This is a genomic window from Candidatus Binataceae bacterium (genome assembly GCA_035650475.1).
GTDB lineage: Bacteria > Desulfobacterota > Binatia > Binatales > Binataceae > JAKAVN01.
The window spans coordinates 735,012-758,426 of record DASRHP010000009.1; the positions used below are offsets into that span (position 1 = coordinate 735,012).

The 23,415-nt window shown below is 66.9% G+C and carries 36 protein-coding genes and 1 pseudogene; 35 read left to right on the forward strand and 2 right to left on the reverse strand.

What is annotated here, in order from left to right:
• Window positions 1–26: 26 nt before the first annotated feature.
• The 35 genes and pseudogenes from fusA to VFB33_09865 all read left to right on the forward strand — a co-directional run bounded on the left by fusA (window position 27) and on the right by VFB33_09865 (window position 21,960).
• Window positions 27–2,117 (forward strand): elongation factor G, encoded by a 2,091-nt coding sequence (gene fusA, locus VFB33_09695; protein ID HZO81952.1) that lies wholly within the window; start codon window positions 27–29, stop codon window positions 2,115–2,117.
• Between the two features lie 36 nt (window positions 2,118–2,153).
• Window positions 2,154–3,353, forward strand: coding sequence for an elongation factor Tu (gene tuf, locus VFB33_09700; GenBank protein ID HZO81953.1), 1,200 nt, complete (start codon window positions 2,154–2,156; stop codon window positions 3,351–3,353).
• Between the two features lie 57 nt (window positions 3,354–3,410).
• Window positions 3,411–3,719, forward strand: a complete 309-nt coding sequence (rpsJ, locus tag VFB33_09705; protein HZO81954.1) for a 30S ribosomal protein S10 — start codon at window positions 3,411–3,413, stop codon at window positions 3,717–3,719.
• A gap of 6 nt (window positions 3,720–3,725) precedes the next feature.
• Window positions 3,726–4,391: a 50S ribosomal protein L3 gene (rplC, locus tag VFB33_09710; protein HZO81955.1), complete on the forward strand. Its 666-nt coding sequence runs from the start codon at window positions 3,726–3,728 to the stop codon at window positions 4,389–4,391.
• Window positions 4,384–5,046, forward strand: coding sequence for a 50S ribosomal protein L4 (gene rplD / locus VFB33_09715; GenBank protein ID HZO81956.1), 663 nt, complete (start codon window positions 4,384–4,386; stop codon window positions 5,044–5,046). Before rplC ends, rplD begins: the two co-directional genes overlap by 8 nt.
• Window positions 5,043–5,330: a 50S ribosomal protein L23 gene (gene rplW, locus VFB33_09720; protein ID HZO81957.1), complete on the forward strand. Its 288-nt coding sequence runs from the start codon at window positions 5,043–5,045 to the stop codon at window positions 5,328–5,330. Before rplD ends, rplW begins: the two co-directional genes overlap by 4 nt.
• Window positions 5,331–5,348: 18 nt before the next feature.
• Window positions 5,349–6,179, forward strand: coding sequence for a 50S ribosomal protein L2 (gene rplB, locus VFB33_09725; protein ID HZO81958.1), 831 nt, complete (start codon window positions 5,349–5,351; stop codon window positions 6,177–6,179).
• A 12-nt stretch (window positions 6,180–6,191) separates the two neighbouring features.
• Window positions 6,192–6,467, forward strand: a pseudogene (gene rpsS, locus VFB33_09730) (30S ribosomal protein S19).
• A gap of 86 nt (window positions 6,468–6,553) precedes the next feature.
• Entirely contained in the window at window positions 6,554–6,892 is a 339-nt protein-coding gene (rplV, locus tag VFB33_09735) for a 50S ribosomal protein L22 (GenBank protein HZO81959.1), read from the forward strand.
• Window positions 6,893–6,907: 15 nt separating this feature from the next.
• Window positions 6,908–7,588 carry a 30S ribosomal protein S3 gene (rpsC, locus tag VFB33_09740; GenBank protein HZO81960.1) on the forward strand — a complete coding sequence of 227 codons (681 nt, stop codon included), beginning with the start codon at window positions 6,908–6,910 and terminating at the stop codon, window positions 7,586–7,588.
• Window positions 7,589–7,615: 27 nt separating this feature from the next.
• Window positions 7,616–8,041: a 50S ribosomal protein L16 gene (rplP, locus tag VFB33_09745; protein HZO81961.1), complete on the forward strand. Its 426-nt coding sequence runs from the start codon at window positions 7,616–7,618 to the stop codon at window positions 8,039–8,041.
• The gene (rpmC, locus tag VFB33_09750; GenBank protein ID HZO81962.1) at window positions 8,031–8,261 is read left to right on the forward strand and encodes a 50S ribosomal protein L29; all 231 of its coding nucleotides are present in this window, start codon (window positions 8,031–8,033) and stop codon (window positions 8,259–8,261) included. The genes rplP and rpmC overlap by 11 nt, the downstream gene beginning before the upstream one ends.
• Window positions 8,245–8,499 (forward strand): 30S ribosomal protein S17, encoded by a 255-nt coding sequence (gene rpsQ, locus VFB33_09755; protein ID HZO81963.1) that lies wholly within the window; start codon window positions 8,245–8,247, stop codon window positions 8,497–8,499. Before rpmC ends, rpsQ begins: the two co-directional genes overlap by 17 nt.
• A 17-nt stretch (window positions 8,500–8,516) precedes the next feature.
• Window positions 8,517–8,885: a 50S ribosomal protein L14 gene (gene rplN / locus VFB33_09760; GenBank protein HZO81964.1), complete on the forward strand. Its 369-nt coding sequence runs from the start codon at window positions 8,517–8,519 to the stop codon at window positions 8,883–8,885.
• Entirely contained in the window at window positions 8,885–9,229 is a 345-nt protein-coding gene (rplX, locus tag VFB33_09765) for a 50S ribosomal protein L24 (GenBank protein ID HZO81965.1), read from the forward strand. The genes rplN and rplX overlap by 1 nt, the downstream gene beginning before the upstream one ends.
• A 92-nt stretch (window positions 9,230–9,321) precedes the next feature.
• A complete protein-coding gene (gene rplE, locus VFB33_09770) occupies window positions 9,322–9,936 on the forward strand; it encodes a 50S ribosomal protein L5 (GenBank protein HZO81966.1) in 615 nt (204 codons plus the stop codon).
• A 10-nt stretch (window positions 9,937–9,946) separates the two neighbouring features.
• On the forward strand, window positions 9,947–10,132 hold the full coding sequence (locus tag VFB33_09775) for a type Z 30S ribosomal protein S14 (GenBank protein ID HZO81967.1): 186 nt from the start codon (window positions 9,947–9,949) through the stop codon (window positions 10,130–10,132).
• Window positions 10,133–10,147: 15 nt separating this feature from the next.
• Window positions 10,148–10,546, forward strand: coding sequence for a 30S ribosomal protein S8 (gene rpsH, locus VFB33_09780; GenBank protein ID HZO81968.1), 399 nt, complete (start codon window positions 10,148–10,150; stop codon window positions 10,544–10,546).
• An 11-nt stretch (window positions 10,547–10,557) separates the two neighbouring features.
• Window positions 10,558–11,109 (forward strand): 50S ribosomal protein L6, encoded by a 552-nt coding sequence (gene rplF / locus VFB33_09785; GenBank protein HZO81969.1) that lies wholly within the window; start codon window positions 10,558–10,560, stop codon window positions 11,107–11,109.
• Window positions 11,110–11,127: 18 nt separating this feature from the next.
• Window positions 11,128–11,490: a 50S ribosomal protein L18 gene (rplR, locus tag VFB33_09790; GenBank protein HZO81970.1), complete on the forward strand. Its 363-nt coding sequence runs from the start codon at window positions 11,128–11,130 to the stop codon at window positions 11,488–11,490.
• A gap of 28 nt (window positions 11,491–11,518) precedes the next feature.
• Window positions 11,519–12,025: a 30S ribosomal protein S5 gene (gene rpsE / locus VFB33_09795; protein HZO81971.1), complete on the forward strand. Its 507-nt coding sequence runs from the start codon at window positions 11,519–11,521 to the stop codon at window positions 12,023–12,025.
• Window positions 12,026–12,041: 16 nt separating this feature from the next.
• Window positions 12,042–12,224 (forward strand): 50S ribosomal protein L30, encoded by a 183-nt coding sequence (rpmD, locus tag VFB33_09800; GenBank protein HZO81972.1) that lies wholly within the window; start codon window positions 12,042–12,044, stop codon window positions 12,222–12,224.
• Window positions 12,225–12,229: 5 nt separating this feature from the next.
• On the forward strand, window positions 12,230–12,703 hold the full coding sequence (gene rplO / locus VFB33_09805) for a 50S ribosomal protein L15 (protein HZO81973.1): 474 nt from the start codon (window positions 12,230–12,232) through the stop codon (window positions 12,701–12,703).
• Window positions 12,696–14,003 (forward strand): preprotein translocase subunit SecY, encoded by a 1,308-nt coding sequence (secY, locus tag VFB33_09810; protein ID HZO81974.1) that lies wholly within the window; start codon window positions 12,696–12,698, stop codon window positions 14,001–14,003. Before rplO ends, secY begins: the two co-directional genes overlap by 8 nt.
• A 5-nt stretch (window positions 14,004–14,008) precedes the next feature.
• A complete protein-coding gene (locus tag VFB33_09815) occupies window positions 14,009–14,671 on the forward strand; it encodes an adenylate kinase (GenBank protein ID HZO81975.1) in 663 nt (220 codons plus the stop codon).
• 5 nt (window positions 14,672–14,676) lie between these two features.
• Window positions 14,677–15,447, forward strand: a complete 771-nt coding sequence (map, locus tag VFB33_09820; protein HZO81976.1) for a type I methionyl aminopeptidase — start codon at window positions 14,677–14,679, stop codon at window positions 15,445–15,447.
• Window positions 15,440–15,658 (forward strand): translation initiation factor IF-1, encoded by a 219-nt coding sequence (gene infA, locus VFB33_09825; protein HZO81977.1) that lies wholly within the window; start codon window positions 15,440–15,442, stop codon window positions 15,656–15,658. The genes map and infA overlap by 8 nt, the downstream gene beginning before the upstream one ends.
• Before the next feature lie 29 nt (window positions 15,659–15,687).
• The gene (gene rpmJ / locus VFB33_09830) at window positions 15,688–15,801 is read left to right on the forward strand and encodes a 50S ribosomal protein L36 (GenBank protein ID HZO81978.1); all 114 of its coding nucleotides are present in this window, start codon (window positions 15,688–15,690) and stop codon (window positions 15,799–15,801) included.
• 14 nt (window positions 15,802–15,815) lie between these two features.
• Window positions 15,816–16,199: a 30S ribosomal protein S13 gene (gene rpsM, locus VFB33_09835; protein HZO81979.1), complete on the forward strand. Its 384-nt coding sequence runs from the start codon at window positions 15,816–15,818 to the stop codon at window positions 16,197–16,199.
• 47 nt (window positions 16,200–16,246) lie between these two features.
• Window positions 16,247–16,735, forward strand: a complete 489-nt coding sequence (gene rpsK, locus VFB33_09840) for a 30S ribosomal protein S11 (protein ID HZO81980.1) — start codon at window positions 16,247–16,249, stop codon at window positions 16,733–16,735.
• Between the two features lie 15 nt (window positions 16,736–16,750).
• Window positions 16,751–17,377 carry a 30S ribosomal protein S4 gene (gene rpsD / locus VFB33_09845; protein ID HZO81981.1) on the forward strand — a complete coding sequence of 209 codons (627 nt, stop codon included), beginning with the start codon at window positions 16,751–16,753 and terminating at the stop codon, window positions 17,375–17,377.
• A gap of 63 nt (window positions 17,378–17,440) precedes the next feature.
• Complete coding sequence (locus VFB33_09850; GenBank protein HZO81982.1) at window positions 17,441–18,469, forward strand: DNA-directed RNA polymerase subunit alpha; 1,029 nt, start codon at window positions 17,441–17,443, stop codon at window positions 18,467–18,469.
• Between the two features lie 42 nt (window positions 18,470–18,511).
• A complete protein-coding gene (rplQ, locus tag VFB33_09855; protein ID HZO81983.1) occupies window positions 18,512–18,952 on the forward strand; it encodes a 50S ribosomal protein L17 in 441 nt (146 codons plus the stop codon).
• 161 nt (window positions 18,953–19,113) lie between these two features.
• Window positions 19,114–20,562, forward strand: coding sequence for a metalloprotease TldD (tldD, locus tag VFB33_09860; GenBank protein HZO81984.1), 1,449 nt, complete (start codon window positions 19,114–19,116; stop codon window positions 20,560–20,562).
• A 39-nt stretch (window positions 20,563–20,601) separates the two neighbouring features.
• Entirely contained in the window at window positions 20,602–21,960 is a 1,359-nt protein-coding gene (locus VFB33_09865; protein HZO81985.1) for a metallopeptidase TldD-related protein, read from the forward strand.
• 15 nt (window positions 21,961–21,975) lie between these two features.
• Here VFB33_09865 and VFB33_09870 read toward each other — a convergent pair whose 3' ends face one another.
• The gene (locus VFB33_09870) at window positions 21,976–22,506 is read right to left on the reverse strand and encodes a carbon monoxide dehydrogenase subunit G (GenBank protein HZO81986.1); all 531 of its coding nucleotides are present in this window, start codon (window positions 22,504–22,506) and stop codon (window positions 21,976–21,978) included.
• A 39-nt stretch (window positions 22,507–22,545) separates the two neighbouring features.
• Window positions 22,546–23,415 (reverse strand): xanthine dehydrogenase family protein subunit M, encoded by an 870-nt coding sequence (locus VFB33_09875; GenBank protein ID HZO81987.1) that lies wholly within the window; start codon window positions 23,413–23,415, stop codon window positions 22,546–22,548.

Consider the following 23,415-nt stretch of genomic DNA (forward strand, 5'->3'; position numbering starts at 1 on the left):
CCGACCGGAAGTTGCAGAAGTTGTAGATGGCTCGTCAGACCCCCATAGAACGTGTGCGCAACATCGGCATCATGGCGCACATCGACGCCGGCAAGACCACCACCACCGAGCGGGTGTTGTACTATACCGGGATCAACTACAAGATCGGCGAGGTTCACGAGGGGACCGCGACGATGGACTGGATGGTCCAGGAGCAGGAGCGCGGCATCACCATCACCTCTGCCGCCACCACCTGCTTCTGGCGTGACCATCGGATCAACATCATCGACACCCCGGGCCACGTCGATTTCACGATCGAGGTCGAGCGTAGCCTGCGCGTGCTCGACGGCGCGGTGGCCGTGTTCTGCGCAGTGGGCGGCGTCGAGCCGCAATCCGAGACGGTCTGGCGCCAGGCCGACAAGTATCGCGTGCCGCGCGTCGCGTTCATCAACAAGATGGACCGCGTCGGCGCTGACTTCGAACGCGTGGTGCAGGAGATCCGCGACAAGCTCAAGGCGACGCCGCTGGTGACCCAGCTGCCGATCGGCGCGGAGGACAAGTTTACCGGCGTAGTCGACCTCATCGGCCAGCGTGCGCTCATCTGGGACGAGGACCGGCTGGGCGCCAGCTTCCGCGTCGAGGAGATCCCGGCCGAGCTTAAGGAAAGCGCCGCGGGCTGGCGCGAAAAGATGATCGAGACGCTCGCCGATCACGACGAGCAGATCATGGAGATGTTTTTGGAGGGCAAGCAGCCCGAACCCGCGCGCATCCGCGCCGCGATCCGCACCGCCACGCTCAACATCGCGGTGGTGCCGGTGCTCATGGGCTCGGCGTTCCGCAACAAGGGCGTGCAGCCGATGCTCGACGCGGTGGTCGACTATCTGCCCTCGCCGCTCGACGTGCCGCCGGTGATGGGCAAGGTGGGCGACAAGCTCGAGGAGCGCTGGCCGCGCGACGACGCGCCGTTCAGCGCGCTCGCCTTCAAGATCATGACCGATCCCTATGTCGGCACGTTGACCTTCCTGCGCGTGTACTCGGGGCGGCTGGAGAGCGGCAGTTCGGTGCTCAACTCGACCAAGCAGAAGCGCGAGCGCATCGGGCGGCTGGTCAAGATGCACGCCAACAAGCGCGAGGAGATCTCCGAGGTCTTCGCCGGCGACATCTGCGCGGTCGGTCTGCGCGACACCACCACCGGCGACACCCTGTGTGACCCCGCGCATCCGATCGTGCTGGAGTCGATCGAGTTCCCCGAGCCGGTCATCCAAATCGCGATCGAGCCCAAGACCAAGGCCGACCAGGATCGCCTCGGCGATTCGCTCTCGAAGCTTGCGCGCGAGGACCCGTCCTTCCGGGTCAGCGTCAACCGCGAAACCGGGCAGACCCTGATTGCCGGGATGGGCGAGCTGCACCTGGAAATCATCGTCGACCGCCTGCTGCGCGAGTTCAAGGTTGACGCCAACGTCGGCAAGCCGCAGGTCGCCTACCGCGAAACCATCCGGCGCCCGGCCGAGGCCGAGGGCCGCTTCGTGCGCCAGAGCGGCGGCCACGGCCAGTTCGGCGTCGTCGACCTGCGCATCGAACCGCTCGAGAAGGGCGGCGGCTTCGAGTTCGTGGACGCCACCAAGGGCGGCGCGATCCCACGCAACTTCATCCCCTCGGTCGAGGAAGGAGTCAAAGAGGCGATGGAGACCGGCGTGCTGGCGGGCTACCCGATGGTGGACGTGCGGGCGACCCTGCTCGACGGCAAGTATCACGAGGTCGACTCCTCGGAGCTGGCCTTCAAGATCGCCGGCTCGCTGGCCTTCCGCGAGGCCGCCGAGAAGGCCGACGCGGTGCTGCTGGAGCCGGTGATGGAGGTCGAAGTGGTGACGCCGCAGGAGTTCATGGGCGACGTGATCGGCGACCTTAATGCGCGGCGGGGCAAGATCCTCGACATGGAAAGCCGCGCCGGGGCCCAGGTGATCGACGCGCGGGTGCCGCTGGCCACGATGTTCGGCTACGCCACCCGGCTGCGCTCGATGACCCAGGGGCGGGCGACCTACACGATGCAATTCGGTGCCTACGAACCGGTGCCGCAGCAGATTTACGCGGAATTGATGGAGCGCAGCGGCGAGAGCGCCGAGCGCGCGCGAGCCTAATCGGCAGCAGGAGGGTTAGAACCCGGAGGACGGATCATGGGCAAGGCTAAATTCGAACGGACCAAGCCGCATGCCAACGTGGGTACCATCGGCCACATCGACCACGGCAAGACCACGCTGACCGCGGCGATCACCAAGGTGCTGGCCGCGCGCAAACTGGCCCAGTTCGTCGCTTTCGACCAGATCGACAAGGCACCCGAAGAGCGCGAGCGCGGTATCACGATCGCCATCGCGCACGTCGAATACGAGACCGCCAACCGCCACTACGCCCACGTCGACTGCCCGGGGCACGCCGACTACATCAAGAACATGATCACCGGCGCGGCGCAGATGGACGGCGCCATTCTGGTGGTCGGGGCCAACGACGGGCCGATGCCGCAGACCCGCGAGCACATCCTGCTCGCGCGCCAGGTCGGCGTGCCCTCGATCGTGGTCTTCATGAACAAGGTGGACATGGTTGACGACCCCGAACTGCTAGACCTCGTCGAGCTCGAGGTGCGCGACCTGCTCAAGAAGTACGAGTTTCCGGGTGACGACATTCCGGTCATTCGCGGCAGCGCGCTCAAGGCGCTCGACTGCGGATGCGGGAAGGACGACTGCGCCAATTGCAAGCCGATCCTCCAGCTGATGGAGGCGGTGGACAGCTACGTACCGCAGCCCAAGCGCGAGCTCGACAAGCCTTTCCTGATGCCGATCGAGGACGTCTTCTCGATCTCAGGCCGCGGCACGGTGGTCACCGGACGCGTCGAACGCGGCAAGATCAGGGTCGGCGAGGAAGTAGAGATCGTGGGCTTCCGCGACACCACTAAGACCGTGGTCACCGGCGTCGAGATGTTTCGCAAGATCCTCGACGAAGGCCAGGCCGGCGACAACATCGGCGTTCTGCTTCGGGGGCTCAAGCGCGAGGAGGTCGAGCGCGGCCAGGTGTTGGCCCAGCCCGGCAGCATCACCCCGCACACCAAGTTCGAGGCTCAGGCCTATATCCTGACCAAGGAAGAGGGCGGACGGCACACCCCGTTCTTCAACGGCTACCGCCCACAGTTCTACTTCCGCACCACCGACGTGACCGGCGTGCTCAACCTACCCGAGGGCACCGAGATGGTGATGCCAGGCGACAACATCAAGATCATCGGCGAGCTGATCACGCCGGTGGCGATGGATGAGGGACTGCGCTTCGCGATCCGCGAGGGCGGCCGCACGGTCGGCGCCGGCGTCGTCTCCAAGGTTCTGAAGTAAGGCAGGGAGCGAGCGGGCGCGGGCGCGCGTGGGAGAGCCGGGACCGTGGCTGAGAGGATGAACGACAAGATCCGCATACGCTTGAAGGCGTATGACTACCGGCTGCTCGACCAGTCGGTGCGCGAGATCGTGGACACGATCCGGCGCACCGGCGGGCGCGTGGCGGGGCCGATCCCGCTGCCCACGCGGATTGAGCGCTTCACCGTCAATCGCTCGCCGCACGTGGACAAGAAATCGCGCGAGCACTTTGAAATCCGCACCCACAAGCGGCTGCTCGACGTGCTCGAACCAACCCAGCAGACCATCGACGCCCTCGGCAAGCTCGACCTTGCCGCCGGCGTCGATGTCGAGATCAAGCTCGAGTAGCGCGCCGTGCTGAGCGGACTTATCGGCAAGAAGCTGGGCATGACCCAGGTAACCGAGGCGAGCGGGCGGGTGCGCGCCGCAACCGTCATCGAGCTCGGCCCCTGCGCGGTGGCGCAGATCAAGACCGCCGCGACCGACGGCTACGACGCGGTGCAGATAAGCTACGGGCGCGCCAAGCCGTCGCGGGTTTCAGGCGCGCTGCGCGGCCATTTCGCCAAGGCCGAGATCGCCCCAGGCGTGAAGCTCGCCGAATTCAACCGCCAGGGCGAGGCCGAGCTCAAGGCAGGGCAGACGATCGCCGCCGCCGACGTGTTCAAGGCAGGCGACCTGGTGGACGTGAGCGGGACTTCCAAGGGCCACGGCTATGCGGGCGTGATCAAGCGTCATCACTTCGCCGGCTTCCCCAACTCGCGCGGCACCCACGAGTACTTCCGCCATGGCGGCTCGATCGGCAACCGCTCCTTTCCGGGGCGCGTGCGCAAGGGGCTGCGGATGGCGGGGCAGATGGGCAACGAGGGCGCGACGGTGCTCAATTTGCGCGTGCTCGAGATTCTGCGCGAGGACAACGCGATCGTGGTGGCGGGCGCGGTGCCCGGCGCCGACGGTGGGTTGGTCATCGTCCGCCATTCGGCCAAGGAGCGCCGGCGTGCGGCGGAGGCGGCCAATGTCTGAGCAGCAGCCACAGCATCCAGCCTCGGTCAAGGTGCCGCTGTTCTCGGCCGCGCGCGAGCGGGTCGGCGAACTCGAAGTGGCGGGCGCGGTGTTCGGACGCGCGGGCGACAATTCGATCTTGCATGAAGCGGTGCGGATGCAGCTCGCCAACCGGCGCGCAGGCACCGCGGCGACCAAGACCCGCGGCCTGATCTCCGGCGGTGGACGCAAGCCGTGGCGGCAGAAAGGCACCGGGCGCGCGCGCGCCGGCTCGATTCGCTCGCCGCTGTGGCGCCACGGTGGGACGATCTTCGGTCCGCAGCCGCGCGACTACTCCTACAAGATGCCCAAGCGGGCGTGGCGGCGGGCGCTGTGCCTGGCGCTTTCCGACCGCGCGGCGAATGGGAAGCTGGTTGTGATGCAATCGCTGGAGCTGCCCGAGGCCAAGACCAAGGCGGCCAAGGCGATGCTCGACGCGCTCGGGCTCAAGCATGCGCTGATCGTGCTGGGCGAGGGCGAGGAGACGTTCTTCCGCGCGGCGCGCAATCTGGCCGCGCACAAGGTGCTGCCGGCGGCCGGGCTCAACGTTTACGATGTGCTCAACTACGACGAGGTCCTGATGAGCGAGGCGGTGGCGCGCGCGATCGAGGCGCGGCTGGGAGGAGCGGTGCGATGACGCCGGAGAGCATGATCCTATCGCCGCTCATCACCGAGAAAGGCACCGCCGCCGGAGAGAAGGCCAACCAGGTCGTCTTTCGGGTGCGCCCGGGCGCAAGCAAGGACGCGATCCGCGACGCCGTCGAGAGCATGTTCAAGGTCACCGTGACCAAAGTGCGCACGCTCAAGATGCTGGGCAAGAAACGCCGGCGCGGGCGAATCGTGGGTGCGCGGCCGGACTGGAAGAAAGCTTACGTGACGCTCAAGGAAGGCGACCGCATCGAGTTCTTCGAGGGCGTCTAGGGGGCGGATGGTTTTGCGATGGCGCTAATTCAGCTCAAACCGCGCACGCCGGGGCAGCGCTTCATGCAGGTGGCGGACTTCTCCGAGCTCACGCCGAAGCCGCCCGAGAAGAGCCTGCTGATGCCGCTCAAGCATTCAGGCGGGCGCAACAATCTGGGCCGGATGACCGCGCGCCATCGCGGCGGCGGGCATAAACGCCGCCTGCGCGTGATCGATTTTCGCCGCAACCACGACGGCGTGCCGGCCAAAGTCGCAGCGCTCGAGTACGACCCTAACCGCTCGGCCAATGTCGCGCTTCTGTACTACGCCGACGGCGCCAAGAGCTACATTCTGGCGCCCGAGGGGCTGCGCGTCGGCGATCGGGTGGAATCCGGACCGCAGGCCGACATCAAACCCGGCAACGCGCTTCCGTTGCGGGCGATCCCGCTCGGGACCGTGGTCCACGCGATCGAGCTCAAGCCTGGAGCGGGTGCGCAGCTCGCGCGCGGCGCGGGCGCGGCGGCGCAGTTGATGGCCAAGGAAGGGATGTACGCGCTGCTCAAACTGCCCTCGGGGGAACAGCGGATGGTGCAGGCGGAGTGCCGCGCGACGGTCGGGCAGGTGGGCAACCTTGAACACGAAAACATTTCGATCGGCAAGGCCGGCCGCAGCCGCCACCTGGGCAAGCGCTCGCATGTGCGCGGGATCGCGATGAATCCGGTGGACCATCCGCACGGCGGTGGCGAGGGCCGATCCAAGGGCAACCATCCGCAGTCGCCGTGGGGGATGCCGACCAAGGGTTACAAAACGCGCGGCAAGAAGGCCTCCGACCGCTACATCGTGAGCCGCAGGCCGCGCGGCAAGCGCTAGGCATAGCTGACAATGGCGAGATCGCTTAAAAAAGGACCGTTCATCGACGGCCATCTTGAAAGGAAGGTCCAGGCCGCGCTCGCCTCGGGCGACAAGCGGATCATCCGGACCTGGTCGCGCCGTTCGATGATTGTGCCCGACATGGTCGGTTTAACCTTTGCCGTGCACAACGGTCACAAGTTCATCCCGGTGTATTGCACCGAGAACATGGTCGGCCACAAGCTGGGCGAGTTCTCGCCGACTCGCACCTTCCACGGCCACGCCGGCGAGCGCAAGGGCGAGGTCAAGGGAGCGGCGGCGCCGGCGGCGCCCCCGACCGGAGCGCCCGCAGCGGCGGTGTCGAAGCCGGCCGCTAGCTGAGCGGAGCCAGGGCGATGGAAGCGGTGGCAAGGAACAGGTTCATCCGGATCTCGCCGCGCAAGCTGCGGCTGGTGTGCGATTTGATCGTGGGCAAGAAGATCGATCAGGCGCTGGCGGTCCTGGAGTTTACGCCCAAGCGCGGGGCCAAGTTGGTTTCCAAGACGCTGCTCTCGGCGGTAGCCAACGCGCGCGACCAGCAGAGCGTGGACGAGGACCGGCTCTATGTCAAACGCGCGACCGCCGACACTGGTTCGACTTGGAAGCGGTCGATTACCCGCGCGCACATGCACGCGACGCCGATTCACAAACGCACCAGCCATCTGACGGTGGTGGTGGACGAGCGCGCCTCGTAAGGAGCAGCCGACGCCATGGGACAGAAGACGCATCCGCGAGGGCTTCGGCTCGGCATCATCGAGGGTTGGGACTCCAAGTGGTTCGCCGCGCCGCACGGTTACGCGGGCCTGCTCCACGAGGACCTCAAGCTGCGCGATTTCATCAAGCGCCGGCTCTATCACGCCGGGATTTCGCGGATCGAGATCGAACGGATGGCCAACAAGGCCAAGATCAACATCCACACGGCGCGGCCCGGGATTGTGATCGGCAAGAAGGGCGCCGAGATCGACAAGCTCAAGGGCGATATCCAGAAGCTGATGAGCGGCAAGGAGGCCTTCATCAATATCCATGAGGTCCGCCGCCCCGACCTCGATCCCCAGTTGGTCGCCGAAAACATCGCGCTCCAGCTCGAGCGCCGGGTGGCGTTTCGCCGCGCGATGAAGGAAGCGGTGGTGCGGGCGATGCGAATGGGCGCGCAAGGGGTCAAGGTCCACGTGGCCGGACGCTTGGGTGGCGCCGAGATCGCGCGCGCGGAATGGTACCGCGAGGGGCGCGTGCCGCTGCAGACCCTGCGCGCCGACGTCGCCTTCGGTTTCGCTGAGGCGCGCACGACCTACGGGGTGATCGGGGTCAAGGTATGGATCTTCCGCGGCGAGGTGCTGACCCGGCGCGAAGAAGACGTGCGGCGGGCCGGGATGGGAGCTGCGCAGCAGTAGCGCGCCTAGCCGAAACGGAATTGCACAATGCTCGCGCCGAAGAAGGTTAAATATCGCAAGATTCAGAAGGGCCGGGTGCGCGGTGCCGAGTCGCGCGGGCTGGAGCTCGCCTTCGGCGACTTCGGGCTCAAGAGCGTCGAGACCGCGCGCGTCGATACCCGCGCGCTGGAGGCCGCCCGTATCGCGCTGACCCGCCACATCAAGCGCGGCGGACGCGTTTGGATCCGGGTCTTCCCCGACAAGCCCTTCACCAAGAAGCCGGCCGAGACCCGGATGGGCAAGGGTAAGGGTGGCCCCGAGGGATGGACCGCGGTGGTGCGCCCGGGGCGGATACTGTTCGAGATGGAAGGCGTCGACCGGGCGACCGCGCACGAGGCGATGCGGCTGGCGGCGCACAAGCTGCCGGTCAAGACCATCGTGGTCGAGCGGGAGGGCGAGAGCGTTGGAGCTTGACGAACTCAGGCAGATGAACGCGGGCGACCTGCGGGTCAAGGAACGCGAGGCGCGCGAGGAGATCTTTCGCTTGCGGCTCAAGCTGCGCACGAACCAGCTCGACAACCCGGCGAACTACCGGCGCGCGCGCAGGGAACTGGCGCGGATCATGACCCTGCTGCGGCAGAAGACCGCGGCGGGCGCCGCGCAGAGCAAGGCGCAAGATGCGGCAGCGAGTTAAGCAGCGCGAGGGCACGGTGGTCTCGGCCCAGGCGGCCAAGACCGTGGTGGTGCAGGTGGAACGCCTCGTCCAGCATCCGCTCTACGGCAAGCGGGTCCATCAGCGCCGCCGTTTCATGGCTCACGACGAGCGCGGCGAGTGTCGCGAGGGCGACAAGGTGCTGATCATCGAATCGCCGCCGCTGTCGCGACGCAAGCGCTGGCGAGTGAGCAAGGTGCTGGCGCGGGCGGCCGGCTAGGGGGAGCGCGGGCGTAAATGGTGCAGATGCGAACAGTGCTCGACGTGGCCGACAACTCGGGCGCGCGCAAGGTGATGTGCATCAAGGTGCTGGGCGGGTCGCGCCGGCGCTACGCCACCGTGGGCGACGTGATCGTGGTGGCAGTGCGCGAGGCGATCCCCAACGCCAAGGTCAAAAAGGGCGACGTCGCGCGCGCGGTGATCGTGCGCACGAGCAAGGAAATCAGCCGCCACGACGGCAGCTATATCCGCTTCGACGACAACTCGGCGGTGCTGGTCGACAACCAGCACGAGCCGATCGGCACCCGTATCTTCGGCCCGGTGGCGCGCGAGCTGCGCGCCAAGCGCTTCCTGAAGATCATCTCGCTTGCCCCGGAGGTGCTGTGATGGCCGCCGCGAGTAAAACCGCCAAGTACCCGGTCAAGAAGAACGACATGGTGATGGTGATAGCCGGGCGCGAGCGCGGCAAGACCGGCAAGGTGCTGCGCGTCCTGCCGGTCGAGGCGCGTGTGATCGTCGAACGGCTCAACGTGGTCAAGCGCCACTCCAAGCCGCGCGGCGCGGCGAGTCCGGGCGGAATCGTCGAGAAAGAGGCGCCGCTTCACATCTCCAACGTGATGGTGTTCTGCGAACGCTGCAATGCGCCGGTGCGCGTAGGCGTCAAGCGCGGCGCCGACGGCGCGCGCTCGCGTATCTGCCGGCGCTGCGGCGAGGCGCTGGGTAACGAGTGATGGCGGACGAAAGCGAAAAGCCCAAAAAGCAGCCCCGCTCCGAAGGCAAGCCCGAGCGCAAGGCCAAAAAGGGTGCCGGCGAGGCAGCCGCTGTGGCGGCGGAGGCCCGGCCGCGCGAGCCCGAGCCCAAGGTTCCGGCGCGTCTTAAGGTGCGCTACGAGCAGGAGCTGCGGCCGGCGTTGATGCGCGAGCTCAAGATCGACAATCCGATGCGCGCGCCGCGGCTGGAAAAGATCGTCATCAACATGGCGCTCGGCGAGGCGCGCGACAACGTCAAGATCCTCGACGCCGCGGTCGAGGAGCTCAAGACGATCACCGGCCAGAAGCCGGTCATCACGCGCGCGCGCAAGGCGATCTCCAACTTCAAGCTGCGCCAGGGGATGCCGATCGGAGTGATGGTCACGCTCAGGCGCGAGCGGATGTATGAGTTCTTCGACCGCCTGGTCAACGTCGCGCTGCCGCGCGTGCGCGACTTCCGCGGGATCAGCGACAAGGCCTTCGACGGGCGCGGCAACTATTCGCTCGGCCTGCGCGAGCATACGATTTTCCCCGAGCTCAATCTCGACAAGGTCGAGCGGATCAAGGGGCTGACGGTGACGATCAACACGACCGCGCGCAGCGACTTCGAGGGCTACACGCTGTTGCGCGCGCTGGGGATGCCGTTCCGCGGCGCGCTGGAGCGCGAAGGCGCCGCGCGCGCGGCCTAGGATAATCGAGATGGCGAAGACCTGTCTGCGGGTGAAGGCGCAGCGCAAGCCCAAATTCAAGACCCGCCAGCATAACCGCTGCCCCCTGTGCGGGCGCCCGCGCGCCTATTACCGGCGCTTCAAGATGTGCCGTCTGTGCCTGCGCAAGAATGCGCTGCGCGGCGCGTTGCCCGGCGTGGTCAAGGCCAGCTGGTAGAGGACCGGAGAGCGGATGTCGCAGACCGACCCCATCGCAGAGTTGCTTACCCGGATTCGCAACGCGATGCACGCGCGTTACGACCAGGTCGAGGTCCCGCACTCGCGCCTGCGCGAGGCGATTTGCCGCACGCTTGCCGCCGAGGGCTTCCTGGGCGGCATCGAGGTCGGCGGCGAGATTCCCAGGAAGAAGCTGATCATCGGGCTGCGCTACTCGGGCGCGCGCGAGCCGGTTATCCGCGGCATCGAGCGGGTCAGCCGGCCGAGCCTGCGCCGCTATGCCGGCGCGACCTCGATGCCGCGTGTCGCGCACGGGATGGGCGTACAGGTGCTGACCACGCCGCTGGGCGTGATGACCGACCGCGATGCGCGGCGCAGGAAGGTCGGCGGCGAGATCCTGCTGAGAGTCTGGTAGAGGAACGGTCGATGTCGCGCATAGGCAGATTGCCGGTCAACCTGGACAAGGGCGTCAAGGCCCAGCTGGCAGGCGACACGCTCGAGGTCGAGGGGCCCAAGGGCAAGCTGGCCTTGAAGGTGCCGCCGCGCTTCGCGGTGGAGATCAAGGATTCGCAGATCCAGGTCAAGCGGCCGGGCGACTCCCAGGACGAGCGCGCACGCCATGGGCTGGTGCGCAAGCTCATCGCCAACATGGCCGAGGGCGTGAGCAAGGGCTTCACCCGCGTGCTGGAGATAAACGGCGTCGGCTACCGAGCCGAGATTCGCGGCACCAATATCCATCTTAGCCTTGGCTACTCGCACCCGATCGTTTATCAGTTGCCGCCCGGTGTTACAGCCAAGGTCGACCGACAGGTGATCATCACCTTGGAGAGTGCCGATCGCCAGTTGCTCGGTTCGGTGGCGGCAGAGATCCGAGAGCTGCGGCCGCCGGAGCCGTACAAGGGCAAAGGAATCAAGTACGCAACCGAAACCATCCGCCGCAAGGCCGGCAAGGCGGCGGCCGGCGCGGCGGCGGGCTAAGGCGCCGAACGAGGCAAGATGTCTGCGGAGAGGTTTGAAAAGCGGATGGTGCGCCGGCGGCGCGTGCGCCGCCGGATAAGGGGCAGCGACGCGCTTCCACGCCTGTCGATTTACCGTTCGCTCAACCATATCTACGCGCAGGTGATCTCGGACGAGTCCGGGTCCACGCTGGCCGCGGTGTCCACGCTCAGCCCCGAGCTGCGCGAGGCGCTCAAGAGCCGGCGCAACCTGGAGGCGGCCAAGACGGTCGGCAGGACGATCGCCGAGCGATGCCTGAGCAAGGGAATCGCCCAGGTGGTGTTCGATCGCAACGGGTTTCTCTATCACGGCCGTCTGCGTGCGCTGGCCGATGCCGCGCGCGAGGCGGGCCTGAAGTTCTAGCGCCGAGGATTCGGCGGACGGGAGTATCGTGGCACAGCGCATCGAAACCCAGGGGCTCGACATCAAGGAGAAGGTCGTCCATATCAACCGCGTGGCCAAGGTGGTCAAGGGCGGCCGGCGCTTCAGTTTCAGCGCGCTCGTGGTGGCGGGCGATCAGAACGGCCTCGTCGGCTTTGGCCTCGGCAAAGCCAACGAGGTGCCCGAGGCGATTCGAAAGGGCGTCGAGCGCGCCAAGAAGAGTCTGATGCGGGTGCCGCTGCGCGAGGGCACGATCCCGCACGAGGTCGTCGGCCGCTTCGGCGCCGGCAAGGTGATCCTCAAGCCCGCGGCCGAAGGTACCGGCGTTATCGCGGCGGGCGGCGTGCGCGCGGTGGTCGAGCTGGCTGGAATCCGCAACATCCTGACCAAGCGGCTGGGCTCGTCGAATCCGCACAACCTGGTCAAGGCCACGCTCGAGGCGCTCAGGGAGCTGCGCAGTCCCGAGGAGATCGCCCGCGTGCGCCAGCATGAGCCGGTGCGCCCGGCGGCGGCGTAGGGAGAGGGCGTGCGCGATGGCGGAGACGATTAAAGTCAGGCTGGTGCGCAGCCCGATCGGAACCAAGGAGCGCGTGCGGCAGACGGTCAGAGGACTCGGGCTTGGCCGGGTCGGCAGCGAGCGCGAGCTCAAACGCACTCCCGAGGTCGAGGGGATGTTGCGTCGCGTTTCGCATCTCGTGGTTGAAGTGAAAAGCTGATGGCTCTGGATTTAAGCACATTGAGGCCGGCGCCGGGCTCCAAGCGGCGGCGCGTACGGGTCGGGCGCGGTATCGGCTCCGGCAGCGGCAAGACTGCGGGCCGCGGCCATAAGGGCAAGGGCTCGCGTTCGGGCGGCAACACGCCGCCGGGCTACGAAGGCGGGCAGATGCCGCTCAAGCGGCGAGTGCCCAAGCGCGGATTCCGGCGCTTACAGAAGACGCAGGCGCGACGCGAGGAGTTCGCCGTGGTCAATCTTAAGCGGCTGGCGGCGCTGGGCCTCGACACGATCGATCCGGCGGTGCTGGCCGAGCGCGGAGTGATCGGCGCGGGAGACAAACTGAAGGTGCTGGGCGACGGCGAGCTCGGCGCGCGGCTGACCGTGCGCGCGCATGCGTTTTCGGCGAGCGCCAGGGAGAAGATTGCGGCGGCGGGAGGAATCGCGGAATTAATCGAGGCCGCCCCGAAGCTTAATGCTTGAAGGGTTCTCAAACGCCTCGCGCATCCCGGAGTTGCGCCGCAGGCTGTGGTTCACAGCCTGGATGCTGGTTGTGTATCGCATCGGCGTGGCCGTGCCCACTCCCGGGATCGACGGCCAGGCATTGGCGGCTTTTTTTGATGCCGCCGCGAGCACGCTGTTCGGCTGGGTCAACCTGTTCTCGGGCGGCGCGCTCGAGCGCTTTTCGGTCTTCGCGCTCGGCATCATGCCCTACATCTCGGTCGCGATCATCCTCGACCTGCTCAAGGTCGCGTGGCCCTACCTCGACGAACTTTACAAGGAGGGCGAAGCGGGACGCCGCAAGATCAGCCAGTACACGCGCTACGGGACGGTGGCGTTGTCGATCGTGCAGGGCTTCATGATCGCCTACTCGCTCGAGCACATCCAGGCGCCCGGCGGCGGCTCGGTGGTCTATGCGCCGGGCTGGGGCTTCCGCATCATGACCGTGTTGACGGTCACCGCGGGCGCGATGTTCGTCATGTGGATCGGCGAGCAGATTACTGAGCGCGGCGTCGGCAACGGTATCTCGCTCGTGATCATGGCGGGTATTGTGGCGCGCCTGCCGAGCGCATTGTCGACCACTTTCCAGTTCGTGCGCGAGGGCGAAATGAGCCTGTTCGTGCTGATTCTGGTGCTCGCGATCGCGATAGCGGTGACCGCCCTCATCGTGTGGGTCGAGACCGGCCAGCGGCGGATTCCGGTCCAGTATGCGCGCCGGGTGGTCGGGCGGCGGGTCTATGGCGGGCAAAGCTCGCACCTGCCGCTGAAGGTCAACACGTCGGGGGTTATTCCGCCGATCTTCGCCTCTTCGATCCTGGTCTTCCCGGCAACGGTGGCGACCTTCATCCCGTCGGCGAAGAACTGGTCGTCGTACCTGACGCCGGGCGGATGGGTTTACAACGTGGTGTACGTCGCGCTCATCGTCTTCTTCTGCTACTTCTACACCGCGGTGACGTTCAACCCAGTCGACGTTGCCGACAATCTCAAGAAGTATGGCGGATTTATCCCGGGCATCCGTCCCGGACGCTTTACCGCCGAGTACATCGACCGGATTCTTTCGCGAATAACCTTGGGCGGCGCGATCTACGTCAGCGCGGTGTGTATCCTGCCGACCCTCCTGATCCAGCGCTTCAACGTGCCATTCTACTTCGGCGGCACCGCCTTGCTGATCGTGGTCGGTGTGGCGCTCGACACGGTCGCCCAGATGGAAACCCACCTGCTGACCCGCAACTACGAGGGCTTCATGCGGCGCGGACGCGTGAAGTCGCGCAGGGGAGGTTAGGCGCAGTGCGGCTTGTTCTTCTCGGCCCGCCCGGCGCGGGCAAGGGCACACAGGCTAGGATGCTCGAGAAGCGTCTCGGTGTGCCGCAGGTGGCCAGCGGCGACCTGCTGCGCGCGGCGGTTCGCAATCGCACCGCGCTTGGCCAGGAGGCCAAGCGCTACATGGACAAGGGCGCGCTGGTGCCCGACGAGCTGGTGTTCAAGCTGATTGGGGAGCGTCTGGGCCAGCCCGACGCGGCGGGGGGGGTTATCCTCGACGGCTTCCCGCGCACGGTGGCGCAGGCCGAGACGCTGGCCGCGATGCTCCAGGGCAAGGGTGGGCAGCGCCTGGACAAAGTAGTTGCTATAATGGTACCCGACGACGAGATCGTAAAGCGTATCTCGGGGCGGCGCACCTGCAAGAACTGCGGTGCGATGTACCACCTGATCTACGATCCGCCGCGCAACCAGAATCTGTGCAACGATTGCAACGGCGAGCTCTACCAGCGCGACGACGACGCCGAGGACACGGTGCGGATGCGGCTTGAGGTATATGCCGCGTCCACCCGCCCGCTGCTCGATCATTATGCGCGCTTGGGACTGCTCGCCCGAGTCGACGGGATCGGCAGCCCGGAGGAGATCCAGCGCCGGATCCTGAGCGCGCTCGACGGCGCCGCAGGCAAGAGTTAAAGCGAGTGATCCTGCTCAAGAGCCCCGAAGAAATTGCGCTCATCCGCAAGGCGAGCATGATCGTGGCCGAGATTCTCGAGGAACTGGCGGCGGCGGTTAAGCCCGGAGTTACGACCGAGGAACTGGATCGGATGGCCGGGGAACTGACCCGCCGCAAGGGCGCGCGGCCGGCGTTCAAGGGCTACAAGCCGCACGACGTGCCGTACCCCAAGACCCTGTGCGTCTCGGTCAATGACGAGATCGTGCACGGGATTCCGTCGCGCCGGCGGCTTAAGGAGGGCGATATCGTAGGTCTCGACTTCGGCGTCATTTACCAGGGCTACTACGGCGACGCTGCGCGCACGGTGCCGGTGGGCAGGATCACCGCGCGCGCTGAGGAGCTGCTGCGCACGACGCGCCAAGCGCTCTACGCGGGTATCGAGCAGGCCCGCGTCGGCAATCGCATCAGCGATATCGCGCGCGCCGTGCAGCGGACCGCCGAGAGCGCGGGCTTCTCGGTGGTGACCGACTTCGCCGGCCACGGTATCGGGCGCAGCCTGCACGAAGATCCGCAGGTGCCCAACTACGTGCGGCGCGGGATGCCCGACCCGCGCTTGCAGGAGGGGATGGCGCTGGCGATCGAACCGATGATCAACGAGGGGGTGGCGGAACTACGCATCCTCGATGACGGTTGGACGGCGGTGACGGCCGACGGCAAGCTCTCGGCCCACTTCGAGCACTCGATTGCGATTACCGCCCGCGGGCCGGAGATCCTGAGCGAAATGGCACATGTCTAAGGGAGACGCCATAGAAGTAACGGGTACCGTGCTTGAAGCGCTGCCCAATGCGATGTTCCGCGTCTCGCTGGAAAACGGGCATCGGGTGCTCGCGCATATTTCGGGCAAGATGCGGATGCACTACATCAAGATACTGCCCGGCGACCGGGTCACGGTGGAGCTCTCGCCGTACGATCTCAGCCGCGGGCGGATTACCTACCGGATGCGCTGAGGCGGCCGGGCGGTGAAGTCGGGTACACGATGAAGGTTCGAGCGTCGGTCAAGAAGATCTGCAAGAATTGCAAGGTTGTGCGCCGCCAGGGCGTGGTGCGTATCCTGTGCTCCAATCCGCGCCACAAGCAGCGCCAGGGTTAGGAGGATTTCGCCCGATGGCCCGTATTGCCGGAGTTGAACTGCCCCATCACAAGCGGATGGAAATCGCGCTGACCTACATTTACGGCATCGGCCGCTCGGCTGCGCAATCGATCCTCGCCGAGGCCAACGTCGACCCGGCGCGCAACAGCGACGACCTCAGCGCTGAGGAGCAGGTCCGCATCCGCAATGTCATCGACCAGAAGTACAAAGTCGAGGGCGACCTGCGGCGCGACCTTCAGCAGTCGATCAAGCGCCTGATGGACCTCGGGTGCTACCGCGGCATCCGTCATCGCCGCGGTTTGCCCGTGCGCGGCCAGCGTACTCATACCAACGCGCGCACACGCAAAGGGCCACGCAAGGTCGTGGCGGGCAAGAAGGCACCGCCGTCCAAGGGCTAACACCCAATCCAGCGGTCAACTTCAACTCGGAAGAGAGCTAAAGCCTGATGGCTGACGAGAACAAGGAAACCAGGCCTGCGCCAGGCAAGGAGCAGGCGGCCCAGGGCGGCGAACGCCCCGCGGCGGCGGTCGGCGCTCCCGCCGCAGCCGGTGCGGCGCCCGCACCGCGCCGCCGGCGCGCCAAGCGCGCCGTGACCGAGGGCGTCGCCCATGTCCACGCGACGTTCAACAACACGATCGTTACGATCACCGACCAGCAGGGACTGGTGCTCGCGTGGGCGAGCGCCGGTTCGGTTGGCTTCAAGGGCTCGCGCAAGGGCACGCCGTTCGCCGCCCAGATGGCGGCCGAGGCGGCGGCGCGCAAGGTGAGCGACGTCGGGATGCGCTCGGTGGTGGTTTACGTCAAGGGCCCGGGCGGCGGCCGCGAGTCGGCGGTGCGCGCGCTGCAGGCGGCGGGGCTCGCGGTGACCTCGATCAAGGACGTGACGCCGATCCCGCACAACGGATGCCGGCCGCCCAAGCGGCGCCGCGTTTAGGGGAGCAACGACAAGGTGGCAAGGTATCTCGGACCGGTATGCCGGCTGTGCCGGCGTGAAGGGCTCAAGCTCTTCCTCAAGGGCGAGCGCTGCTTCACCGACAAGTGCGCGATCGAGCGGCGCAACTACCCGCCCGGCGCCCACGGCCAGGCACGCACGCGCTTTTCCGAGTTTTCGATCCGGCTGCGTGAGAAGCAGAAGGTCAGGCGCATCTACGGCCTGATGGAGACTCAGTTCAAGCGCTACTTCGAGCTGGCCGAGCGAATGCCCGGGATCACGGGCGAAAACCTGCTCGTCCTGCTCGAGCGCCGGCTCGACAGCGTGGTTTACCGGCTCGGCTTCGCGAGCTCGCTCGCCCAGGCGCGCCAGCTCGTGCGCCACGGCCATATCGAGGTTGACGGCAGAGCGGTCACGATTCCGTCCTACCTGCTCGACGTGGGCGAGATCGTCAGCATCGCGCCCAAGAGCCGGAGCAAGAAAGTGATCGTCGAGGCGATCGAGATGTCGCAGCGGCGCGGGGTGCCGGGATGGATCGCGCTGGAGCGCGACCAGTTCCGCGGCTCGATGCGCGCGCTGCCGGCGCGTGCGGACCTGACCATGCCGGTCAGCGAGAAGCTGATCGTCGAGCATTACTCGCGCTAGCGCGCGCGGGACTGCATCAGCGGCGGAGAGGCGGAAAAAATCTTCGGAGAAGAGCGATCGGATATGCAGAATGATTGGCGCGATTTAATCAAGCCGAAGGCCGTCGAGTTCGACGAGAAGGAACTGACCGCGACCTACGGCAGGTTCTTCGCCGAACCGCTCGAGCGCGGCTACGGCATCACCGTCGGCAACGCCCTGCGCCGTATTTTGCTGTCCTCGCTGCCCGGCTTTGCGATCACGGCGGTGCGGATCAAGGGCGTGCTCCATGAGTTCTCCACGATCCCCGGGGTCAAGGAGGACGTGACGGACATCGTCCTCAACCTCAAGGAGGTGCGCCTACGCCTGCACGAGGGCGAGCATCTCACCGCCGCGCTCAAGGCGCGCGGCGAAACGGTCGTGCGCGCACGCGACATCACCGGCGGCCCCGCGCTCGAAGTGCTCACGCCCGAGCAGCATATCGCGACGCTGGAGAAAGGCGCCGAGCTCGACATGGAGCTGGTGATCCGCCGCGGGCGCGGCTACGCGCCGGCCGAGCGCAGCGCCGACGAGGAGGAGCCGATCGGCACCATCCGCCTCGACGCGGTGTATTCGCCGATCAAGAAGGTGAACTTCACGGTCACCAACGCGCGCGTCGGCCAGCGCACCGACTACGACCGCCTGGTGCTCGAAATCTGGACCGACGGCTCGATCTCCCCGCGCGACGCGCTGACCTACGCCGCGCGCGTGGCCCGCGACCAGATGACCATCTTCGCCGGCGTCGAGGAGGAAGCCGAGCTTCCCGCCGCGGCCGAGGGCGCCGAGGCGCGTCCGCTGCTCAACGAATACCTCTATCGTCCGGTCGAGGGGCTGCCGATCTCGGTACGCGCCTTCAACGGCCTCCAGAACGCCGACATCAAGTACATCGGCGAACTGGTCCAGCGCACCGAGCAGGACATGCTCAAGATCAAGAATTTCGGCCGCAAATCGCTCAATGAGATCAAAGAGGTCCTGACCGACATGGGGCTCTCGCTCGGGATGCGGCTGACAGAGCTGCCGCCGCGCAGCGAGCTCGACCGGATGTGGGCCGAGCAGGAGCGGCGCGAGTCGGCCTAGCGCGGCGCCCCAAACTTCGCACCTGTTCCGGAGCGTTAATCGATGCGTCACCTCAATTCGGGCCGCAAGCTCAACCGCACCTCGGCCCATCGCAAGGCCTTGATGCGCAACCTGGTCCTGAGCCTCATTCGCCACGAGCGCATCCGCACCACCGATGCCAAGGCCAAGGAGCTCAGGCGCTGGGCCGAGCGGATGGTCACGCTGGGCAAGCGCGCCGACCTCGCCGCGCGCCGGCGCGCCTACGCGTTTATCGGCTCGCACACGGCGGTCAAAAAGCTCTTCGACGAGATCGCGCCGCGCTTCAAGGAGCGCAACGGAGGCTATACCCGCATCGTCAAGTACGGTGTCCGCCGCGGTGACGCGGCCCCGCTGTCGATCATCGAGTTCACCGGCGCCTCTGAGAGCGCCGCGCCGCGCAAGAAGAAACGCAAGCCCGAGCCCAAGCAGCAGATGCGCGGCGAGCGCCGCGCCGCCGCCGGCTAATCATCGGTCGTCTTCGTTTCTTCTGACCCTCCGCCCGCGTCTAGTAGAGACAAAACGGTGCGGGTTCTTTGAGGCGCCCAGGCTCCAGCCTGTGGCCAATTGTGGTTCGGCGTGCGTCCGCACCTCTGGTAGACTCAGTTGTGGAGACGACGGAGGGCGCGATGGCCAATGAATTGACCCCGCCGGACAAGTTTTTTCTCAGCCGCTTCGGCATGACCGAGGGCACTCTGGAGCGCGTCCTGGGCGCCGCGCTCGAGCGCAAGGCCGACTACGCCGACCTCTACTTCGAGTACCGCAGCGCCGAAGGGCTCAGCCTCGAGGATTCGATCGTCAACCGCACCAGCAAGAGCATCAGCCACGGCGTCGGCGTGCGCGTGTGCGCCGAGGATCGCACGGGCTACGCGTATTCGGACGAGGTCACCGTGGACCGGATGCGCCTGGCGGCGGAAGCCGCGCGCGCGATCGCCCACGGCGGCGGCGCGGCGCCGGCGGTCCACGTCGGTCAGCCGGTCGCGCGCCACGCGCTCTACGAGCTCGAGAGCACGCCGCTGGAGGTCCCACTCGAAGAGCGCGCAAAGCTGCTCAACGAGATCGACCGCGTCGCGCGTGAGTTCGACCCGCGGGTGAAAAACGTGATGGCGTCGTTCGCGGCCGAACGCAAGGTCGTGATGGTCGTCAACAGCGAAGGTCGGATCGCCGCCGACGTCCAGCCGCTCTGTCGCCTGAGCGTCACCGTGATCGCCGAGGACGGCAAGGGCGGGCGCCAGGTCGGCAGCTCGGGCGGCGGCGGCCGAGTCGAGTGGAAGTTTTTCTTCGAGGGCGAACGCTGGCGCGAGCATACGCTTAAGGCGGTGCGCCAGGCGATCGTCAACCTCGATGCGGTGGACGCGCCGGCAGGCGAGATGATGGTCGTGCTGGGGCCCGGATGGCCGGGTATCCTGCTCCACGAGGCAATCGGCCACGGGCTGGAGGGCGACTTCAACCGCAAGGGGGTCTCCGCCTTCTCCGGCCGTGTCGGCCAGCGGGTGGCGAGCGAGCTGTGCACGGTGGTCGATGACGGCACGATCCCCAACCGCCGCGGCAGCCTCAATTTCGACGACGAGGGCACGCCGACCTCGCGCACGGTGCTGATCGAAAAGGGGATCCTGCGCGGCTATCTCCAGGACCGACTCAACGCACGCCTGATGAAGATGAGCCCGACCGGCAACGGCCGGCGCGAAAGCTTCGCGCATCCCCCGATGCCGCGCATGACCAACACCTTCATGCTCGCCGGCGACGCCTCCCCCGAGGAGATCATCCGCTCCGTGCGCTACGGCCTGTACGCCGTGAGCTTCGGCGGCGGCCAGGTCGATATCACCAACGGCAAGTTCGTCTTCTCCGCCTCCGAGGCCTACCTGATCGAGGACGGCCAGGTGACCCGCCCGGTCAAGGGCGCGACCCTTATCGGCAACGGCCCCGACGTACTCACGCGGGTTTCGATGGTGGGCAACGACCTCGAGCTCGATCCGGGCGTCGGCACCTGCGGCAAGGACGGCCAGTCGGTGCCGGTGGGCGTGGGCCTGCCGACGATCCGGATCGACGGGATCACGGTCGGCGGCACGCGCGCCTAGGCGCGGCGCGGGGGTACCCGGCCGAAAGAGATGTTGCAGATGGAATCGCGGTTGGAAGCGGGCATCGATCTCGCCCAGTGGGGGCTGGAGCGCGCGCGTGCCGCCGGCGCGGATGCCGCCGAAGTCCTGATCGTCAGCGCCGAGTCGCTTGGCGCCGGCGTGCGGATGGGTGAGGTCGAGAAGCTCAAGAGCTCGCGTGAGCGGCGGCTCGGCGTGCGCGTGTTCGTCGGACAATCATCGGCGACGGCGGCGACCGCCGAGATGGAGCACGGCGCGCTCGGCGAGTTCATCGCCGACACCGTGCGCATGGCGCGGCTGACCGCGCCGGATCAGTGGTCCGGCCTGCCCGACCCGGCACTCCATCCGAAGGTCCTGCCCGAACTGGAGCTGGCCGATCCGAAAAGCGGAATTATCGAGGCCGACCGCGCGCTCGAAATCGCGCGCACGGCCGAGCGCGCCGCGCTCGACGCCGATCCGCGGATCAAGAATTCCGAAGGGGCCGAGTTCGACTCCGGCCGGTACCGCGTGGTGTTTGCCAACAGCCAGGGCTTCGCCGGCGAGTACGAGGGCACGACCTACAGCCTCGCCGTCGCGCCGATCGCGGAGGAAAACGGAGCGATGCAGCCCGGCCATTGGTACACCCACAGCCGGCGCTTCGCAGGCCTCGACGATGCGGCCTCGGTCGGCCTGACCGCGGCGCGCCGCGCGCTGCGGCGCCTGGGTGCGCGCAAGATCAAGACCACCCGCGCGCCGGTTGTCTTCGATCCCGACATGGCGGCGAGCCTGATGCGCTCGCTGGCGGCCGCAGCCTCGGGCCCGTCGCTCTATCGCAATGCCTCGTTCCTGGTTGGCAAGCTCGGCCAGCGAATCGCGAGCGCCAACGTCAGCGTGATCGACGACGGCACGATCCGCGGCGGGCTGGGCTCCAAGCCGTTCGACGGCGAGGGACTGCCGGTGACGCGCAAGAACGTCGTCGAGCGCGGTGTGCTCCAGACCTACCTGCTCGACAGCTACTCCGCACGCCGCCTCGGCCTCAAACCGACCGGCAACGCCGCGCGCTCGACCGGCGAGGCCCCTTCTGTCAGCCCGACCAACCTATACCTGCAACCCGGACCGTACTCGCCCGAGGAGATAATCCGCACGGTCAAGAGCGGGCTGTACCTGACCGAGCTCATCGGTTTCGGCGTCAACGCGGTGACCGGCGACTACTCGCGCGGCGCGAGTGGGCTCTGGATCGAGGACGGCGAACTCGCCTACCCGGTGCAGGAGATCACGATCGCCGGCAATCTCAAGGAGATGTTCATGTCAATCGAGATGATCGGCAACGATCTCGTATGGCGCTCGTCGATCGTCGCGCCAACGCTCAAGATCGCCGAGATGATGATCGCCGGCGAATGAGCCGTCGCAACGTCTTCAGCCGCGCGCGAAGAGCGAGCGGACCAGCCGGACCAGGTAGCGCCAGAAATTGAGGAAGAAGCCCTGGCGGGCGACCTTGCCCGCCGCTTCCGCCTTGAGCTCGGCCTCGGCCGCGGCGAAAAACTGCCCGATCATCATTTTGGCCGCGCTGTCGATCATCCGCTGACCAACCTGCACCAGCGGGCCGCCAATCTGGACGTCGCCCGCGTAGGTCACCACCGTCGTATTGCTGTCCTTGGCGACGAGGTCGAGCGTGCCCGAGCCGCGCATGAAGCCCTGCTTGCCCTTGCCGTCAACCACCATTTTGTAATGCTCGGGCGGGCGTACCTCTTCGAGTTTGAGCTTGCCGCTATAGACGCCCTTGACCGCCGCGATGCCGACGTTGAGGGTGCCGGCGTACTCGGTGGGGCTGATAACGTCGAGCTTTTCGCATCCGGGAATCAGCCGCGAGAGGCGGTTGGGATCGTTGAACAGGTCCCACACCTTCTGCCGCGGCGCCGACAGCGTCTGTTCGCCTGCGATTTTCATCTCGAATCAGCGATCGATGGTATTCGCTCCAGGAGCCCTTCAGCGCCGCGCGCGCGCCGCCGCGGTCTCCAGCGCGCGCCGCGTATAGACGCGCGCCAGCTCGGCGCGAAACTCGGCCGAGGCGTGGATGTCCGCGAGGGCGTCGATGCCGTCGGCGGCGTGTGCTGCGGCGTCCGCGAGCGCTTTTGCATCGGGCGCCTTGCCGCTGAGCACGCTCTCGACTGCTTTGGCGCGAAACGCCTTGGGCCCCAGGCCGGTTATTCCGACACGGACGTTCTGGCACTTGCCGCTTTTGTCGAGCGTCAGACACGCCGTCACCCCTACCATCGCGAAGCCCGAGGCAGGCTGGCGATGCTTGAGGTAGGCGAACCCGGCGCCTGCGGGAAGCGGCGCAAAGCTGACCGCGCTTATCAGCTCACCGGGCTGGACCGCCGTGGTCATCAGATCGACGAAGAAGTCCGCCGCCGTGACCATCCGCGCCCCCGCGCCGCTCTCCAGGCGTATTTCGCCTTCGAGCGCCAGCACTGCAGCGGGATAATCGGCGGCCGGGTCCGCATGGGCGAGGCTGCCGCCAATCGTGCCGCGGTTGCGCACCTGCACGTCGCCGATATGGCCCGCGCACTCCGCGAGCAACCCGAGTTTGTCACGCACCAGCGGCGAAGTCGCGACCTGGACGTGGCGCACGGCGGCGCCGACGCTGATTTTCCCGCCCTGCTCGGCGATCCGGCCGAGCTCGGGGATGCGCGTCAGGTCAACCAGATGGCGCGGCTGGGCGAGGCGCAGCTTGAGGATCGGCAGCAGGCTGTGGCCGCCGGACAGCAGCTTGGCCTCGTCTCCGTACTGTGCGAGCAGTGAGAGCGCCTCCTTTACAGAGGCCGCGCGATGGTAGTCGAAGGTTGCGGGGAACAT

What these genes read in the sequence shown, in the direction of transcription:
- rplD (HZO81956.1), top strand. Translation starts at nt 4,384, where the DNA reads ATGTCTGAGCAGCAGCCACAGCATCCAGCCTCGGTCAAGGTGCCGCTG.
- rplV (HZO81959.1), top strand. Translation starts at nt 6,554, where the DNA reads ATGGAAGCGGTGGCAAGGAACAGGTTCATCCGGATCTCGCCGCGCAAG.
- rplX (HZO81965.1), top strand. Translation starts at nt 8,885, where the DNA reads ATGGCCGCCGCGAGTAAAACCGCCAAGTACCCGGTCAAGAAGAACGAC.
- VFB33_09865 (HZO81985.1), top strand. Translation starts at nt 20,602, where the DNA reads ATGGAATCGCGGTTGGAAGCGGGCATCGATCTCGCCCAGTGGGGGCTG.
- secY (HZO81974.1), top strand. Translation starts at nt 12,696, where the DNA reads ATGCTTGAAGGGTTCTCAAACGCCTCGCGCATCCCGGAGTTGCGCCGC.
- rpsQ (HZO81963.1), top strand. Translation starts at nt 8,245, where the DNA reads ATGCGGCAGCGAGTTAAGCAGCGCGAGGGCACGGTGGTCTCGGCCCAG.
- rplN (HZO81964.1), top strand. Translation starts at nt 8,517, where the DNA reads ATGGTGCAGATGCGAACAGTGCTCGACGTGGCCGACAACTCGGGCGCG.
- rpsH (HZO81968.1), top strand. Translation starts at nt 10,148, where the DNA reads ATGTCGCAGACCGACCCCATCGCAGAGTTGCTTACCCGGATTCGCAAC.
- VFB33_09850 (HZO81982.1), top strand. Translation starts at nt 17,441, where the DNA reads ATGCAGAATGATTGGCGCGATTTAATCAAGCCGAAGGCCGTCGAGTTC.
- rplQ (HZO81983.1), top strand. Translation starts at nt 18,512, where the DNA reads ATGCGTCACCTCAATTCGGGCCGCAAGCTCAACCGCACCTCGGCCCAT.
- tuf (HZO81953.1), top strand. Translation starts at nt 2,154, where the DNA reads ATGGGCAAGGCTAAATTCGAACGGACCAAGCCGCATGCCAACGTGGGT.
- rpsM (HZO81979.1), top strand. Translation starts at nt 15,816, where the DNA reads ATGGCCCGTATTGCCGGAGTTGAACTGCCCCATCACAAGCGGATGGAA.
- rplW (HZO81957.1), top strand. Translation starts at nt 5,043, where the DNA reads ATGACGCCGGAGAGCATGATCCTATCGCCGCTCATCACCGAGAAAGGC.
- tldD (HZO81984.1), top strand. Translation starts at nt 19,114, where the DNA reads ATGGCCAATGAATTGACCCCGCCGGACAAGTTTTTTCTCAGCCGCTTC.
- rpsC (HZO81960.1), top strand. Translation starts at nt 6,908, where the DNA reads ATGGGACAGAAGACGCATCCGCGAGGGCTTCGGCTCGGCATCATCGAG.
- infA (HZO81977.1), top strand. Translation starts at nt 15,440, where the DNA reads ATGTCTAAGGGAGACGCCATAGAAGTAACGGGTACCGTGCTTGAAGCG.
- VFB33_09775 (HZO81967.1), top strand. Translation starts at nt 9,947, where the DNA reads ATGGCGAAGACCTGTCTGCGGGTGAAGGCGCAGCGCAAGCCCAAATTC.
- VFB33_09875 (HZO81987.1), bottom strand. Translation starts at nt 23,415, where the DNA reads ATGTTCCCCGCAACCTTCGACTACCATCGCGCGGCCTCTGTAAAGGAG.
- rplR (HZO81970.1), top strand. Translation starts at nt 11,128, where the DNA reads ATGTCTGCGGAGAGGTTTGAAAAGCGGATGGTGCGCCGGCGGCGCGTG.
- fusA (HZO81952.1), top strand. Translation starts at nt 27, where the DNA reads ATGGCTCGTCAGACCCCCATAGAACGTGTGCGCAACATCGGCATCATG.
- rpsK (HZO81980.1), top strand. Translation starts at nt 16,247, where the DNA reads ATGGCTGACGAGAACAAGGAAACCAGGCCTGCGCCAGGCAAGGAGCAG.
- rplP (HZO81961.1), top strand. Translation starts at nt 7,616, where the DNA reads ATGCTCGCGCCGAAGAAGGTTAAATATCGCAAGATTCAGAAGGGCCGG.
- VFB33_09870 (HZO81986.1), bottom strand. Translation starts at nt 22,506, where the DNA reads ATGAAAATCGCAGGCGAACAGACGCTGTCGGCGCCGCGGCAGAAGGTG.
- rplF (HZO81969.1), top strand. Translation starts at nt 10,558, where the DNA reads ATGTCGCGCATAGGCAGATTGCCGGTCAACCTGGACAAGGGCGTCAAG.
- rpmJ (HZO81978.1), top strand. Translation starts at nt 15,688, where the DNA reads ATGAAGGTTCGAGCGTCGGTCAAGAAGATCTGCAAGAATTGCAAGGTT.
- rpmD (HZO81972.1), top strand. Translation starts at nt 12,042, where the DNA reads ATGGCGGAGACGATTAAAGTCAGGCTGGTGCGCAGCCCGATCGGAACC.
- rplB (HZO81958.1), top strand. Translation starts at nt 5,349, where the DNA reads ATGGCGCTAATTCAGCTCAAACCGCGCACGCCGGGGCAGCGCTTCATG.
- rpsJ (HZO81954.1), top strand. Translation starts at nt 3,411, where the DNA reads ATGAACGACAAGATCCGCATACGCTTGAAGGCGTATGACTACCGGCTG.